The organism is Streptomyces sp. NPDC050315 (genome assembly GCF_040655775.1).
In the GTDB taxonomy this organism is placed as follows: domain Bacteria; phylum Actinomycetota; class Actinomycetes; order Streptomycetales; family Streptomycetaceae; genus Streptomyces.
Genome location: NZ_JBFAKN010000001.1, coordinates 1 through 14,272, shown reverse-complemented (window position 1 = coordinate 14,272; position 14,272 = coordinate 1). Strand labels below are relative to the sequence as shown.

At 70.3% G+C, this 14,272-nt stretch carries 12 protein-coding genes and 3 pseudogenes; 11 read left to right on the top strand and 4 right to left on the bottom strand.

Features of this window, described 5'->3' with window-relative positions; all coding sequences use genetic code 11:
* Positions 1-41: 41 nt before the first annotated feature.
* On the top strand, positions 42-815 hold the full coding sequence (locus AB0I82_RS00075; RefSeq protein WP_363254715.1) for a response regulator transcription factor: 774 nt from the start codon (positions 42-44) through the stop codon (positions 813-815).
* Complete coding sequence (locus AB0I82_RS00070; protein WP_363254714.1) at positions 797-1,909, top strand: HAMP domain-containing sensor histidine kinase; 1,113 nt, start codon at positions 797-799, stop codon at positions 1,907-1,909. Before AB0I82_RS00075 ends, AB0I82_RS00070 begins: the two co-directional genes overlap by 19 nt.
* An 18-nt stretch (positions 1,910-1,927) precedes the next feature.
* Here the strand turns inward: AB0I82_RS00070 and AB0I82_RS00065 are convergent, their stop codons facing one another.
* Entirely contained in the window at positions 1,928-2,929 is a 1,002-nt protein-coding gene (locus tag AB0I82_RS00065; RefSeq protein ID WP_363254713.1) for an NAD-dependent epimerase/dehydratase family protein, read from the bottom strand.
* A 230-nt stretch (positions 2,930-3,159) separates the two neighbouring features.
* Here AB0I82_RS00065 and AB0I82_RS00060 point away from each other — a divergent pair, with 230 nt between their 5' ends.
* The 6 genes and pseudogenes from AB0I82_RS00060 to AB0I82_RS00035 all read left to right on the top strand — a co-directional run bounded on the left by AB0I82_RS00060 (position 3,160) and on the right by AB0I82_RS00035 (position 8,776).
* Positions 3,160-3,717 (top strand): DM13 domain-containing protein, encoded by a 558-nt coding sequence (locus tag AB0I82_RS00060; RefSeq protein WP_363254712.1) that lies wholly within the window; start codon positions 3,160-3,162, stop codon positions 3,715-3,717.
* Positions 3,718-3,901: 184 nt separating this feature from the next.
* Positions 3,902-4,048: pseudogene (locus AB0I82_RS00055) on the top strand (DUF4235 domain-containing protein); the annotation flags it as partial.
* A gap of 415 nt (positions 4,049-4,463) precedes the next feature.
* A pseudogene (locus tag AB0I82_RS00050) lies at positions 4,464-4,985 on the top strand (aminoglycoside phosphotransferase family protein); the annotation flags it as partial.
* A gap of 310 nt (positions 4,986-5,295) precedes the next feature.
* Entirely contained in the window at positions 5,296-6,909 is a 1,614-nt protein-coding gene (locus AB0I82_RS00045) for a Mu transposase C-terminal domain-containing protein (RefSeq protein WP_363254711.1), read from the top strand.
* The gene (locus AB0I82_RS00040) at positions 6,906-7,649 is read left to right on the top strand and encodes an ATP-binding protein (RefSeq protein WP_363254710.1); all 744 of its coding nucleotides are present in this window, start codon (positions 6,906-6,908) and stop codon (positions 7,647-7,649) included. The genes AB0I82_RS00045 and AB0I82_RS00040 overlap by 4 nt, the downstream gene beginning before the upstream one ends.
* Before the next feature lie 14 nt (positions 7,650-7,663).
* Positions 7,664-8,776: a hypothetical protein gene (locus tag AB0I82_RS00035; RefSeq protein ID WP_363254709.1), complete on the top strand. Its 1,113-nt coding sequence runs from the start codon at positions 7,664-7,666 to the stop codon at positions 8,774-8,776.
* Positions 8,777-8,808: 32 nt separating this feature from the next.
* On the opposite strand, the gene AB0I82_RS00030 is transcribed toward AB0I82_RS00035, so the two are convergent.
* Together AB0I82_RS00030 and AB0I82_RS00025 are read right to left on the bottom strand one after the other, a co-directional pair.
* Entirely contained in the window at positions 8,809-9,012 is a 204-nt protein-coding gene (locus tag AB0I82_RS00030; protein ID WP_363256105.1) for a terminal protein Tpg-like protein, read from the bottom strand.
* A 201-nt stretch (positions 9,013-9,213) separates the two neighbouring features.
* Positions 9,214-9,462: pseudogene (locus AB0I82_RS00025) on the bottom strand (hypothetical protein); the annotation flags it as partial.
* A 465-nt stretch (positions 9,463-9,927) separates the two neighbouring features.
* Here AB0I82_RS00025 and AB0I82_RS00020 point away from each other — a divergent pair.
* From AB0I82_RS00020 to AB0I82_RS00010, 3 genes are all read left to right on the top strand, one after another.
* On the top strand, positions 9,928-10,062 hold the full coding sequence (locus AB0I82_RS00020) for a hypothetical protein (protein ID WP_363254708.1): 135 nt from the start codon (positions 9,928-9,930) through the stop codon (positions 10,060-10,062).
* Between the two features lie 136 nt (positions 10,063-10,198).
* The gene (locus AB0I82_RS00015) at positions 10,199-10,636 is read left to right on the top strand and encodes a phage tail protein (protein ID WP_363254707.1); all 438 of its coding nucleotides are present in this window, start codon (positions 10,199-10,201) and stop codon (positions 10,634-10,636) included.
* Positions 10,637-10,908: 272 nt separating this feature from the next.
* The gene (locus AB0I82_RS00010) at positions 10,909-11,202 is read left to right on the top strand and encodes a hypothetical protein (protein WP_363254706.1); all 294 of its coding nucleotides are present in this window, start codon (positions 10,909-10,911) and stop codon (positions 11,200-11,202) included.
* 105 nt (positions 11,203-11,307) lie between these two features.
* Here AB0I82_RS00010 and AB0I82_RS00005 read toward each other — a convergent pair whose 3' ends face one another.
* The gene (locus AB0I82_RS00005) at positions 11,308-13,716 is read right to left on the bottom strand and encodes a Helicase associated domain protein (RefSeq protein ID WP_363256018.1); all 2,409 of its coding nucleotides are present in this window, start codon (positions 13,714-13,716) and stop codon (positions 11,308-11,310) included.
* Positions 13,717-14,272 lie beyond the last annotated feature (556 nt).

The following is a 14,272-nucleotide window of genomic DNA, read 5'->3' as shown; positions in this document are numbered from 1 at the left end:
GTGGGACGTCACAAGCGGCGGTGCGGTGCGAGGCTGGCGGCATGGAACAGCAGCCAGATGAACCCAGGGCGGCCGGTGGCGCCGGGGCGGCCCGGGTCCTCGTCGTCGACGACGACCCCACGGTCGCCGAGGTCGTCGCCGGCTACCTCGACCGGGCCGGATACACCGTGGACCGCGCCGGGGACGGCCCGGGCGCGCTCGCCCGGGCCGCCGCGCACTGGCCGGACCTGGTGGTGCTGGACCTGATGCTGCCGGGCATGGACGGCCTGGAGGTCTGCCGCCGGATGCGCCAACACGGGCCGGTGCCGGTCATCATGCTCACCGCCCGCGGTGATGAGGACGACCGCATCCTGGGACTGGAGGTCGGCGCCGACGACTACGTCACCAAGCCGTTCAGCCCCCGCGAACTGGTGCTGCGCGTGGAGTCCGTCCTGCGCCGCGCACGGCCCCGCGCGGGTACGAGCCCCCTGCGTTCGGCCCACCTCACCCTCGACCCGGCCGCCCGCCGCGCCACCAGGAACGGTGCCGAACTCTCCCTCACCCTGCGCGAGTTCGACCTCCTGGCCTTCTTCCTGCGCCACCCGGGCCGCGCCTGCAGCCGCGAGGACCTGATGCGTGAGGTGTGGGGCTGGGACTTCGGCGACCTGTCCACGATCACCGTCCACATCCGCCGGCTGCGCGGCAAGGTCGAGGACGACCCGGCCCGGCCGCAGCTGATCCAGACGGTGTGGGGCGTCGGCTACCGCTTCGACCCCACCCCCACTCCCACCGATGCCGACGGCAAGGAGGACGGACAGTGCGCGACACCCTGCTGATAGCCCTGTTCGCCTTCCTCGGCGCCGGCGCGGCCGGCCTGCTCGGCGCGGCCGCGCTGTGGCTGCTGCGCCGCCGCTCGCTCACCGCGTCGCTGACCGTCGTGGCCGCCGTCGCGGTGACCGCGATGCTCGCGGGCACCCTCGCCGTGGCGTGGGCGATGTTCCTGTCCCCGCACGACCTGAGTGTCATCACCATGGTCGTCGCGATGGCCGCTGTCGTCTCGCTGGCCACCGCGCTGCTGCTCGGCCGCTGGGTCGTCGCCCGCAGCCGCGCCCTCCAGCTCGCCGCCCGTTCCCTCGGCGACGGCGGCGACTTCGCGGCGCCCGACGGCCCGGCCACCGCCGAACTGACCGCGCTCAGCGCCGAGTTGGCCACCACGAGCGCGAAACTCGCCGCATCACGGGAACGCGAACGCGCGCTGGAATCTTCCCGCCGCGAACTCCTCGCCTGGATCTCCCACGACCTGCGCACCCCGCTCGCCGGCCTCCGCGCGATGGCCGAGGCACTGGAGGACAAGGTGGCCGCCGACCCCGACCGCTACCTCCGCCAGATCCGCACCGAGGTCGAACGCCTCAACGGTATGGTCGGCGACCTGTTCGAGCTCTCCCGCATCCACGCGGGCGCCCTCGCCCTCACGCCCTCCCGCATGTCCCTGTACGACCTGGTCGGCGACGCTCTGGCAGGCGCCGACCCGCTCGCCCGCGAACACGGGGTACGGCTGGTGGGCGACCGCGTCGAACCCGTGCCGGTCGAGGTGGACGGCAAGGAGATGAGCCGGGTCCTCGGCAACCTGCTCGTCAACGCGATCCGCAGGACGCCGGCCGACGGCACGGTCGCCGTGGCGGCCGAACGGTCCCCGGGCGGCGTGGTCCTGTCCGTCACCGACGGCTGCGGCGGCATCCCCGAGGAGGACCTGCCACGCGTCTTCGACACCGGCTGGCGCGGCACCCACGCCCGCACACCCCCGGCCGGCGCAGGCCTGGGCCTGGCCATCGTCCGGGGAATCGTGGAAGCTCACCAGGGCTGTGCCACCGTACGCAACATCCCCGGCGGCTGCCGCTTCGAGGTCACCCTCCCCGCAGTCCAGGTGTGACCGTCGTATGGTGCGGGCTCACTCCCCGCGCAACCGGGCCCGCGCGAACTCCCGCATCCCCTCTGCGAAGGCGACCTCCGGCTTCCAGCCCAGCTCGGCCCGCAGCCGTGAGGAGTCCGCCGTGATGTGCCGGACGTCCCCCAGCCGGTACTCCCCGGTGACCCGGGGCTCGGGCCCGCCGAACGCGGCGGCCAGCGCCCGCGCCATCTGTCCGACCGTGTGCGGCTCACCGCTGCCCGTGTTGTACGCGCGCAACGCGCCCCCCGCCGAACCCGCCTCCAACGCCGCCACGTTGGCCGCCGCCACATCCCGGACGTGCACGAAATCCCGCCGCTGACGGCCGTCCTCGAACACCCGAGGGGCCTGCCCGCGCGCGAGCGCCGAACGGAAGAAGGAGGCCACCCCGGCGTACGGGGTGTCTTTGGGCATCCGCGGCCCGTACACGTTGTGGTACCGCAGCGACACCGCCGCCCCGCCCGTCGCCCGTGCCCACGCCGCCGCCAGATGCTCCTGAGCGAGCTTGGTCGTCGCATACACATTGCGCGGATCGACCGGGGCGTCCTCGCCCACCAGCCCCGGCGACAGCTCCGCGCCGCACGCCGGGCACAGCGGCTCGAAGCGGCCCGCCGCGAGATCGGCGACCTCCCGTGGCCCCGGCCGCACCACCCCGTGCCTTCCGCACGCGTACCGCCCCTCCCCGTACACGACCATCGACCCCGCCAGCACCAGCCGCCGCACGCCCGCCTCCGCCATGGCGGCCAGCAGCACCGCCGTCCCCAGGTCGTTGCGGGAGACGTACTCCGGCGCGTCCGAGAAGCCCGCACCGAGGCCGACCATCGCCGCCTGATGACACACGGCGTCCACACCGGCCAACGCGCCAGCAACCGCCTCCCGATCCCGCACCTCCGCGCCCACGTCCGCCGCCACGTCGAACACGACAGGCTCGTGCCCGTGCTCCGCCAGCGCCTTAACGACATGGGACCCGATGAACCCGGCACCGCCGGTGACCAGTACACGCATACGGCCCACGCTAAGGCCGCGAACCTCCCGCACCCCGGGGCCGCGCCCGGCCGTCACGACTCCGTAAGGGGAACGAGGCAGCCGACCCGCCGGCCGGGCCGTCCCCGAGTCCGGACGCGGACATCGGCGCCGCGACGTAAGGATTTCGTCATCGGCCGCCGCTGCCAAGACGGCCGTCTCTTCCGTTGAATGGGGGCGACGCAAACTCGTGGAACGAGAAGAGGGTGGGCATGAGGCGCGCATGGGTGAGGCCGTTGATCATCGGGATGCTGGTGGCGGTGGTCGCAGGGGTGGGCGGCGGGCTGTACTGGTTCCAGCCGTGGAAGCTCTGGCAGGACGACACGGTGACGCAGGCCCTGCCCGGCGTCGTGGAGCCCTCCAGGACCCCAGATGCGGAGCCCGGGACGTCCTCCTCCCCATCGGTGCCGACCGGACCTGTGACAGTGGCGAGCGGCGAGCTGATCAGCCACGAACACACGACAACGGGCACGGTGAAACTCCTACGGCTCGCCGACGGCTCCCACGTGCTCCGGCTGGAGCAACTCGACACCAGCAACGGACCGGACCTGCGTGTCTGGCTGACCGACGCACCGGTGAAGGAGGGGAAGGCGGGCTGGCATGTCTTTGACGACGGAAAGTACCTCAGCCTCGGCAAGCTCAAGGGCAACAAGGGAAGTCAGAACTACACCCTGCCCGAGGACGCCGACCCCTCCCGGTACACCAGCGTCAGCATCTGGTGCGACCGCTTCGACGTCTCCTTCGGCGCCGCCCAACTCGCCCGCGCCTGACCGAACGCCACATCCGACCGTCATCGCAGTACCACCTTCCTCCCACGACCCGTACCCCTTCGACACCCACCGCCCAGCACGCCGACCGAAGCAGCCAGCGCCGAAGGCACGCCGGCCGCCGCGGGCGATGCGTTCACGCCCGGTGCACCAGAGCTCGGCGAAACGGACCGTGCGAGGGGCGGTGCCTGACGCCACCGACGAATAGCACACCTGGCGCGAGGCCCTGTCGGCGGCCGTCCCGCAGGGAGCGATCTCCGCCGGCGCCAAGGCCGCCACCGACCGCGGCGGCACCACTGCCACCCGCCAGCCGACCGGCACCTGGCCCGGCTGACCGACCCGCCGACGTGCGCCCCACCCCGACCTGGACGGACGTCGACGGCCGGTTGAGCCGTCCTGGAGGAAGGACACATGGTGACCGCGCACCCCCCTCTTGCCACGACCGCGGCCGTCGTCACGGTCGTCGTTCTGGCGGCGCGCTGGTGGTCGCCCCCCCCCGCGAGCGGTTCAGCCCTCGCATCCGCTCGCTGACCCTGCCGTCGCATCGCCCCGGCCCCGACCCGTCTCAGCCGCCGACCGGTTCAACGGCGCAACCCAACGGCATCCCCAGACCCTGGATGCCAGTGCCGAGGCGCTGAACCCGGTCTCGGCGCCATCCCTGGCCCTTACGAAGCCCGGTTATGACCGATGATGCGCTCAACTACCCTCGACCCGGGCCCTTCACGGGCCTGGGAATGAGGGAGGACGGTATGGAGCCATTGGAACTCCGTCGCGCAGTTGAGGCAGGTCGGGCAACCGCTTCGGAGCTGGGCTTCCAGGTCGACGATGTGATCGTCATTCATAACTCGGACCGCGTCGTGCTGCGCCTGGTCCCGTGCGGTGTTCTGGCTCGGGTCGCACCTTCGGAGCATCTGGCTGCTTCTGAGTTCGAAGCAGAGGTCGCTCGCCGCCTCGCCGACGTCGACGCTCCGGTGGCTGAGCTTGAGCCTCGGGTCGAGCCCCGAGTCCATGTGCGTGATGCCTTCGTCATCTCGCTCTGGACCTACTACGAGCCTGTGAGATCACAGATCGCGCCGGCCGACTACGCAGACGTACTCATGCAGCACCACGCCGCTCTGCGCCAGAGCGATCTGGACGCACCGCATTTCACCGATCGAGTCGCTGGAGCGCTGAGCGAGGTGAACGACCGCGAGCAGTCCCCTGAGCTGCCCGATTCTGACCGGGAATTCCTCAGCAACACACTCAGTGGCGTGAGCGCCGCAGTCAGTGCGATCTCTCGGTTTCGGGACAGTGGGTGAGTGACAGTGGGCCTGAGTGTGTTGCTGCTGGTCAGTGGTGGTTCAGGGGGTTGGGGTCACTGTTCTGGACGCGAGATTTCCGTGGGGGTGTCGCTGTTCGGGGTGTTATTGCATGAGGGATGACGCTGTCTCAGTTTCGTGAGTTCTGATCCGCTGGCCGGTGGGTGTTGGTGTGCTCGGAGGTGTGGATCAGGGAGAGCAGGACCGGGCCCCGGAAGGGGCGGGTGGTGATTCGAGTGGGGCTTTGCCGGCTGTGTCGGTTCGGGCGTTGCGGGGACCGGCGGTGCGCCGTCTGCTGGCCCTGCGGCGGGAGGGAAAGCTCACCACTGGGCAGGTGAGGTCGGCGGCGGATGTGCTGGGGGTGCGGGAGCGTGCGGTGTGGCGGTGGCTGGCGGCCGCCGAGCGGGACGAGGCTGCGGCCCGGGCACCGGGGGAGCGGGCCGCGTATCCCGGGCGGTTCACGGTTACTGATGAGGTCCGGGCTCTGCTGGGGCTGTGGAAGGGGAACGTCGCGGCGGTACATCGTGAGCTGACCGCTCGTGCGGCCAGGGGCGAGGGGCAGCCGCCTCCGTCGATCCCGACGCTGCACCGGGCGATCCAGCGGGATCTGACGCCGGGGGAGCGGGCCGGGCTCGCGGGTGGCGAGCGGGCGGCGCGCAAGCATGATGTGTTCCTGGCCCGGCCGCGGGGCTGGCGCAACCAGGCATGGGAGACCGACCACATGCAGGTTCCGGTGCTGGTCGATGTCGACGGCAGGCCCCGCAGGCCGTGGATCACCTGGTTCACGGACTGCGCCACCAATGCGATCACGGGTGTTGCGGTCACGCCGGTGCATCCGTCGCGGGAGTCGGTGCTGGCCGCGTTGCGCTCCGCGGTCCTGCGCGAGGAGCCTTACGGCCCGTTCGGCGGCCTGCCGGAAAAGGTACGGGTGGACCGCGGCAAGGACTTCCTGTCCCGGACGGTGACCGCCGCGTTCGACATTCTGGACGTGAGGGTGGAGGACCTGCCCGCCTACACCCCGCACCTCAAGGGCACGGTTGAGGGCCTGAACCGGGCGGTGGAGCCGATGCTGCTGGCCGCGCTGCCCGGCTACGCCCGCCAGCCGCGCCCCGGCAAACGCCCTTCCCGGCCGAAAGACGAAGTGCTGCTCAGCTTCGAGGACTTCACTGCCCGGCTGCTGGACTGGACACGGTGGTGGAACACCGAGCACCATCCCGTACCGCTGCGGGGCCGGACCCCGCTTCAGGCGTGGCAGGACGATCCCACCCCGCTGCGGGACGTGCCGGCCGCGGATCTGTGGACGTTCACCCTGGAGGACGCCGGTACCCGCACGCTGACCACTCGCGGAGTCCGCTTCCGTAGACGTGACTATGTGGGTGCGTGGATGACCGGTCAGGCCGGGATCCGGGTCCGTATCCGTTTCATGCCTCACCACGATCACCGGATCGAGGTCTACCACGCGGCCACCGGCCGCTACCTGGGGTCGGCGGATCTGGCCGATCAGGCCACCGAGGAACAGGTCAGCGCCGTACGGCGGGCACGGGCCGCCCGCAGCCGCCGTCTGAAGAAGGACCTCGAAGCTGGCCAGCGGGAGCGCTACGCCGCCGCCACCCGGGCCGAGCCCCCTCGGCGGCTCGGCGCGCTGACCGGTGCGCAGGCCGACGCCGAACTCGCCCATAGTGCCGGCACCGGCCTGTCGCAGCTCGCGCTGCCGGACGTCATCCCGCCCGCCGCACCCCCGGCCGACTGGCGCACCCCAGCTTCCCTGGCCGCGCTCACCACGCCAGGCCGCCCCGCCCCGCTCCCGTCCGGCCGTGACTCCGCCCCCGCAGCCCCGGACGGCCCGGACGGGCGAGCCGCACGTCCCACCACCGACGAAGACGGAGACCCCTCGTGACCGCGGCCACCTACCAGTACGTCGACCTGCCCGACGCAGCCGTCGTCACCACCCGGGCCCTGCTCACCGCCCGGGACAACATCACCGACACCGTCGCCGCACGCGCCATGATGTGCATCCACGGCGGCGCCGGCCACGGCAAGACCCTCGCGGTCAACACCTGCCTGCGCGCACTCGAACCCGGCGAGGACGTCCGCAAGATCACCTTCCGGGCCCGGCCCACCGCCCGCGCGGTGCGCTACGAACTGTTCACCGCCCTCGACCTGGCCGGTGAACCACCGCGCCACCCCAGCGAATTCGACCGCCTGCTGAAGACCGCCCTGGCCGAACGCCCCCGCACCTTCCTCGTCGACGAGGCCCAGTGGCTCAACGGAGAGGCCTTCGAATACTTCCGCTACCTATGGGACGAACCCTCCACCCAGCTCGCCATCATCTTCGTCGGCGGCGAGGGCTGCCACACCGTGCTGCGCCGCGAACCGATGCTCTCCTCCCGCATCTTCATCTGGCAGCACTTCACCCGCCTCAACCCCGACGAGGTCCTCGACGTCATCCCCCTGTTCCACCCCGTCTGGGCCGACGCCGACCCCGACGACATCACCTTCGCCGACAGCCACGCCGCCCACGGCAACTTCCGCGCCTGGGCCCAGCTGACCGCCCACACCCGCACCGCCCTGGCCCGCACCGGCCGCCCCCGCATCGACCAAGAGCTGCTGCGCTGGGCCTTCAGCCGCCTCGCCTGACCACCCCACTACCCATGCCTCCCGCCCCGCCGCTGCCGCCCGTCACCGTGGTTTTCGACCGTCACGACGACGCGCTGCACACGCACACCGCCCTGGCCGCCCACCATCCACCGTCCGGCCGGATCACCCTGCACCCTGGCCCGGGCACCACCAGCGAGACCGGCCTTGCCCACGACCTTCTCGCCGCTCTGGGGAAACCGCCCCTGCTTCCGGGCCGCTTCCCTGCCGGCCGTCAGCCCGCCTGGGAAGCCGCTGCCGCCTGGATGACCGCCCTGCCCGTGACCCGGCTGACCGTCTTGCGCGCCCACCGCCTCACTGCCCGTCGCGCGATGCGCCTCCTGCAGCTCCATGCCCTCACCGGTATCCACCTGACCCTGGTCTGCCACCGCCCGCACCTTCCCGCCGCTCTGCACCAGGCCCTGCGGACGGCCGACTACTCCCTCACCGCCGACTTCGAGGTTGCCCGTCGCCACTACCACGGCACGCCTATCACCGAATCCCCGGCCGCAGACGAGCCCGCCTGGCCGGCCAGCCGGTGGCTCACCCTGCCCGCACTGGACCGCCTCGTCTCCTACGACAGCCCCCGCCCCTGCGCCGTCCCGTGCACGCCACCGCCGATCGCCTGGCGGCACCGCCCACCGCCCGCGCCTCTCACCGCGCCCACCGCGCAGCGCATCGCCCACCGGCTGCACGCGGCGACCGCACACCCTCGCTTAGCCGCGGCCGTCGCCACCGCGCTCTTCACCGGCGCCTCCCTCCAGCAACTCGCCACCGCCCGCCCCCGCGACTATGACGACGCCGCGGCCACGCTCGCCCTGCACGACCGCGCCCGCTACACCGACGGCTGCGCCGCCCACCCCGTACCACCCTGGGCGGGCATCTTTCTGCGGGCCGCAGCCTGCTTCACCCGGCTCATCTCCGGCGAGGACCAGGAACTGCTCGTCGCGTCAGGTGACCGTGGGCACTTGCTGCGTGTTGCGGAGACGGCCAGACTGCGCCCGCCCCAGCCGCCCGCGGCCCGCCGCCAAGGCGCGGTCGGCCGTGTGGAGTGGGACTGGCGCGAGCGGCAGGAAGCTGAGAGGTACAAAGCGATGCCGGCCAGTCGCGTCAGGCCCTCGCGACGCTGAACACCCTGACGCGTTCGCTCGACAGGGCAGACTCAAACGATCGAGAAGTCGGCGAACTCGACGTCGCTGAAAGAGATATGCAGACCGTGAGCCCGGCGGCCCCATTCGCGAAAGTAGGCATGCCCCAGCGCACGGGCGAGTATCACCGTCTGCTGCTGCTCGCCCGCGCCGGCATCCCGAGCGGCGAACAGCTCCCGGGCCACCTCTCCCGGCAGGTTCTGGGTGATCCGTCGCACCCGCGGATCGTCAGAAGACCCCGCTGACGCGGCGAACCCGAATCGTGTCGTGTGGAAGACGAACCCGTTAGCTTCGGCCTGAGCACGCCGACGGGCCCGTATCCGGGGCTGCCACCGAGCCAGGACCGCTTCCTCGATCGCCCGGACCTGCATCGGACCCGGCGGACGACGCGCTCCGGGCTTCTTCGTCACCCACCGCTGCACAGTGCGCTGCGACACCCCCAGCACGGCGGCTACCCTCCGGGTTGAACCCCGGTGCGCTGCTAGCAAAAATCGCAGGCGTGCCTCGGTGCTCGAAGGAATGGGTCGGGTGCGCAACGCGCGCCCCAGTCCCTGCTCGATCTGTCCCACGTCCGTCTCTCCAAGCGGCCAGCCGGCAGGGCCAGCACCCCAGCAGTCCGTAGCGTCAGTTCTGCCACGGCATCTGCCCCCGCCTGCCAGTTTCTGCATTCTCGGGACAGCGCTGGCTGACGCAGGCTACGAGCCCTTGGGCGAGCACCAGCGACAAACTGGCGGCGCGGGTCACGACGGACGTCGCCGGCATCCCGGTGTTGTCCTTCTGATATCGAGCCCCCAAAAAGGTGAGGCGGGAGAGCGCCGGAACTGGCATGGCCCTTCGACTACGCCTCGTCCGCGACGCCGTCCGGCACGCACATGAGCCGAACGACCCGTACGAGGACAACGCCACCGCCTTCGCTGACGAAGGGGAGAGCCGACGGCCGAGCCGGTATCCTGCCCGCAGGGCTGACGCCCTGGGCTTCGCCGACGCCCACACCGCACCCGGACACCCACACTGCCCGGAACACTGGTGGAAGGTCTTCCGGGATCAACGGACAGTTTGACGAGCACCTTGAGGATCCATCGAGCCGGGGTTGCCGTGTGGGGGCGAGGACCCGGTGCCGAGAGGACCCGTCCATGACCCAACGCACTACTGAGCAGCAGCGCGCCCGCGAACTCCAGCGCACCGCACGCGAGCAGGGCGACGAGCTTGCCGCCGCCCGAGGCGCCAACCGCGAACTGATGGCCCAGCTGAATCGTCACGCCGACTGACCGGGTACCCGGCGCCCGGCCACTACACGGCAGGACACCGGACGGGGGGATGCGCCGAGAAGATTGCCAGCATTACCGATCGTGACAAGTCATAATCGCAGTGCTATCGGGCTACCTAGAGCGAGATGGAGCGCGCGTGGAAGACAAGGCCGTCAAGCATCAGTGGCAGGTCGAGCTGGATGGGCGCCGGGTGGAGACGCTGAAGAGCGTTTCCGGCGCGACGATCGAAGAGGAGTACGTCGAGCTGTCGCAGACCTCGCCGGACGGGAAGCCGGTGCCCGACCTGGTCGAGGGGGCGCCAGCGTTCTTCGGGACCATGACTCTCACGCGTGGCATGGACAAGAGCGACGCGTTCACCCAGTGGATCCTGGACTCCCGCGATCCGACCAAGATCGAAGAGAGTGCCCAAGACCTCGTGCTGGTGTACGTGAACGCACAGAACAACGCGGTGAAGAAGTTTCACGTCACCGACGCGTGTCCTACTTCCGGGTCCGCGGCGGATCTGGCTGCAGGTGAAACCGGCCAGGTCGACGAGACGCTCGAAGTCAAATACGTCACCACTGAGCCGATCTGACTCCGGAGAACCACGTCCATCGGTCCGGCCGACACGCAATGCGTGATCGGCCGGACCGTTCTTAGCGACTTCGCTGGGCCCCAGGGGCGGGGACGCGCTAGGACTCATGCGCCACACGTGTTGCATGAGCTAGAGTCCTGCAGACAGCTTCTGAACTGCGGAAACTCCAGCCGCACACTCGCGATGCCCCGGAGAAACGCCGGCGACTTCGACTGCTCCGGGGCCGACAACGAACGGGACTGGGTGCAGCGCACCGGATGCTCTGGGCACGCGTGGAGCGGATCGCGCTGACCGGCGAGCAGGTCCTCGCGTACGGGCTGCCGGCAGCGGAAGGCAAGAAAAACGATCCGCGCTGGCCCGGCTTCGCCCGCGAGCACGGCTTCGACGTCGACCGACCCGTCCAGTGGGAAGTCGAAGCCCTGGATCTGAACGAACTCCAGCGCCTGGTCCTCGAAGCCATCGACCCGTACCTCGACCGCCAGGCGCTCGCGGCCGTCCTCGATGACGAACGACGGCAACGCCGCCAACTGACAGACTTCATCGCGCGTTGGCGGCCGCCCAACTGACCACAGAGACAGCAGTGGCCGGGCAGCATCCTCTGCCCGGCCACTGCTGCGCTTCCCCCCGTGGTCCGAGAACCGTGACACATGTGTCACGGTTCTCGGCTTCGCCTACGCCCAGTCCAGCCCGAGCTCGGCGAGCTGGGCGAGCTGGTCGTCGGTGAGCTTGGCGAGCCTCGATTTGGTGTTGGAGATAAATACGCCGAGCCGGATCTCGGCGGTCGCCCCGCCGGCGCCGTCCCAGCCTTCCTCCAAAACCTCAACATGGGAGCGGCTGATGGGGCTCACGGAGCCGGTTCGGGCCTTGTACTGTCGCAGGGCCGCTACGCCCCGCTCGAATGCCCCAGAACCGCCGCTGAGGCCCTTGGCGGCTGTCTTGGGGGCGGGGAGCGGTTCGATGCCGAGCTGCTCCAGGCGCTCGCGCTGCCCGGCCGACAGCTTGGTCCAGGCGGTGTGTTCGCGCTGCCGGGCCAGCCACCGCCCGATGTCGGCTCCGTCGACCGTGACCCCGGGCAGCAGATCGGCGACCGCGGCCCCGCCGGTCAGGCACGCCCGCACCGCGGCGTAGTGCCGCTGCCAGTCGATCGGCCAGTCCGGGTTCCAGTCCGGGTCGATCGCCGCCAATGCCTCCGCCCGCTCGGGGTGCCCGTCCAGCGCGCCGGGCCGGCGCAGGTTGGACAGCCATTGCCCCACCGGCTTGTCCAGGGCGGTGGCCGGCCGGGGGGCAGCGAGCGTGCGGTGCTGCTCGAAATACGCCCGCGCGGCGGCGAGATTCTCCTCGAACGCCGCATCGGCGGCGTCCCAGACCATGCCCAGGCCCTCCAGCCGCTCGGCGCGCTTGCCCGGCATCTGCCCGGCCCCATACGCCCGGCGCTGCTCGGCGATCCACTGCCCCAGCGGGTACGCGCCCTCACGGTGGTCGTACGGCACCCGCAGGTGCGCCTCCCGCTCGCGGTACCGGCGCGCGGCCGCATATCCGCGCCCCCAGTCCTGCCGCTCGGTGTCGATGACATTGAAGGACACCCATTCCGCGACCATCACCGGATCCCGCGGAGCAGCAAACCGCAGCAGCAGCCGCGATTCCTCCTCCCCCTCCTCCGGCTCGGCACCGATATTCCGCGAAGGTTCCACAACGTTCTTCTGCGGCTCCTGCGGAATGGCAAGCAGTTCCACGGCTTCCTCATCGTGAGCCCGCAGCCCCTGAAGAACCTTGATCAACGGCTTGTAACTCCCGGAGGTGAACATGTCCTCCGGCTGCTCACCCGGCTTGAGGAAAACCGGCACGATCAGCGACGCCAGCTTCCCCTCGCCCGGCTTCTGCCGCAGCGCCCGGCCGATCGCCTGCACGATGTCGTGCGGCGCACCCTTGGGGTCCAGGAGCGCCACCGAGTCCACCGCGCGAATGTCGACGCCTTCGCCCAGGATGCGGCAGTTGGAGAGCACCGCGCGCCGCGCCGTCGTCGCAAAGCCCGCGAGGACCTCCTGCCGACGTTCAGGAGCGTGCTCCCCGCACAGCCAATTCGCCCACACCTTGGCCGGGTATTTCTCGGGCTGGTCGGCGTGCAGCTTCGCCGCCACCTGCTGCAGGCCCTCCGCAAACGCCTGCGCCTCTATCGTCCGGTGGTGGAAGGTGATCGTGGTCTGCAGGTCGTGCTCGGCCATGGTGCGCAGAAGGGCCGCGTGCAGTGCGCCGAGCCGCTGTCCGCGCACCTCCTCCTCGCGCCGCTCAGGGCCGTAGAGCCGCTCGGGGGTGATCTCCTGGTCCCGCAGCTCGACCACGATGATCTGGTACCGGGCGAGCAGGCCGCGGGACACTGCGGAGGCGAGGGAGAGCTTGTACAGGACCGGCCCGAACAGCCGCTCGTCATCCATGGACGCTGCCATCTCCGCTGGCAGCCGATCCCGCAGCCCTTCCCGCTCCTTCCATGCCGGCGGCCGCTCCTGCCAGATCCGCGGCGTCGCGGTCATGTACAGCCGACGTGCCGCCGGGATGATGCTCTGCTCGTGGATGTCCGCCCACGCCTTCCCCAAAGATCCACTTGTCCGGTGCGCCTCATCGACCACGGCCAGGTCCAACGGCGCAAGCTGCTGCCCGTACGCCCCCTCAAAGGCCTCAGCGAGCACACCGAGGCTGGCGTACGTCGCATAGATCGTCACCGGCCCCTGGCCGTGCCACAGCGCCAGCCGCATGGGGTTCGTGGTGCACCGCACCCGCAGATTCCACAGCTCCGGATCATCCTCAAGGGAACACACCGCCACCGCCGACCCCGTGTGCCCGGCGGCGTGCCACGCCCTCACCGTCTGCGTGAGCAGATCCAGCGTCGGCACCAACACCAGTACACGCCCATGCGGCACGAGCCGGCGCGCAGCCGCGGCGGCCATGATGGTCTTCCCCGTCCCGCACGCGGCATGGACCTGCCCGCGCAAACCATCCGCGGGGATCCCGCCGGGCGGGATATCGAGGCCGCGCACAATGGCATCCACGGCCTCAATTTGATGGTCACGCAGCTTGATGGACATTCCCCGTGCTCTCCTTTTCATGGAATGCGGCACGCAGTGAAGGTGAGAGGAACCGGAGCGAAGCGGAACGCAGGGTGGTGGTGCGGTGCAGTACCAGACTCTACACACTGCATCATAATGGTGCATCCGTGTTGAGCATGTCGGCACTGCGAGTGTGATGGTTGGTCAGCTCGAGTCTGGTAACGGGGTGTTGTGGTGTACGCTGTGGGGTGCCTTCGTGGCTTGGCTCGGGGGGTGGTGGTTCGGGTGGAGCGCAGCGGAGCCCGTTCTCTTCGGTGGTGCCGGCATCGGTCCGGGGCTCGGTCCACGGTAGGGGTATGGTCCAGGATTCCAGGCTTTACACGGACCCGGGCGCGATGCACCTCCCCTCGTAGCCAGCTTTGAACCCCCGCGAAGCGGGGGTTCTGCAATTCGCGCTTGCGCGAATTAATTCGCTTTCAGAATTCCGCTTGCGGAATTCAATTCCCGCGCTTGCGCGGGAATTTGACGGAGCGCTAGCGGAGTCGTTTCTCTGCCCAGCGCGTCAGCGCTGGGGTACCCGCGGAGCGGGTACCCC

Coding starts and splice junctions, on each gene's coding strand:
- AB0I82_RS00075 (WP_363254715.1), top strand. CDS start 42: ATGGAACAGCAGCCAGATGAACCCAGGGCGGCCGGTGGCGCCGGGGCG.
- AB0I82_RS00065 (WP_363254713.1), bottom strand. CDS start 2,929: ATGCGTGTACTGGTCACCGGCGGTGCCGGGTTCATCGGGTCCCATGTC.
- AB0I82_RS00060 (WP_363254712.1), top strand. CDS start 3,160: ATGAGGCGCGCATGGGTGAGGCCGTTGATCATCGGGATGCTGGTGGCG.
- AB0I82_RS00035 (WP_363254709.1), top strand. CDS start 7,664: ATGCCTCCCGCCCCGCCGCTGCCGCCCGTCACCGTGGTTTTCGACCGT.
- AB0I82_RS00020 (WP_363254708.1), top strand. CDS start 9,928: ATGACCCAACGCACTACTGAGCAGCAGCGCGCCCGCGAACTCCAGCGC.
- AB0I82_RS00005 (WP_363256018.1), bottom strand. CDS start 13,716: ATGTCCATCAAGCTGCGTGACCATCAAATTGAGGCCGTGGATGCCATT.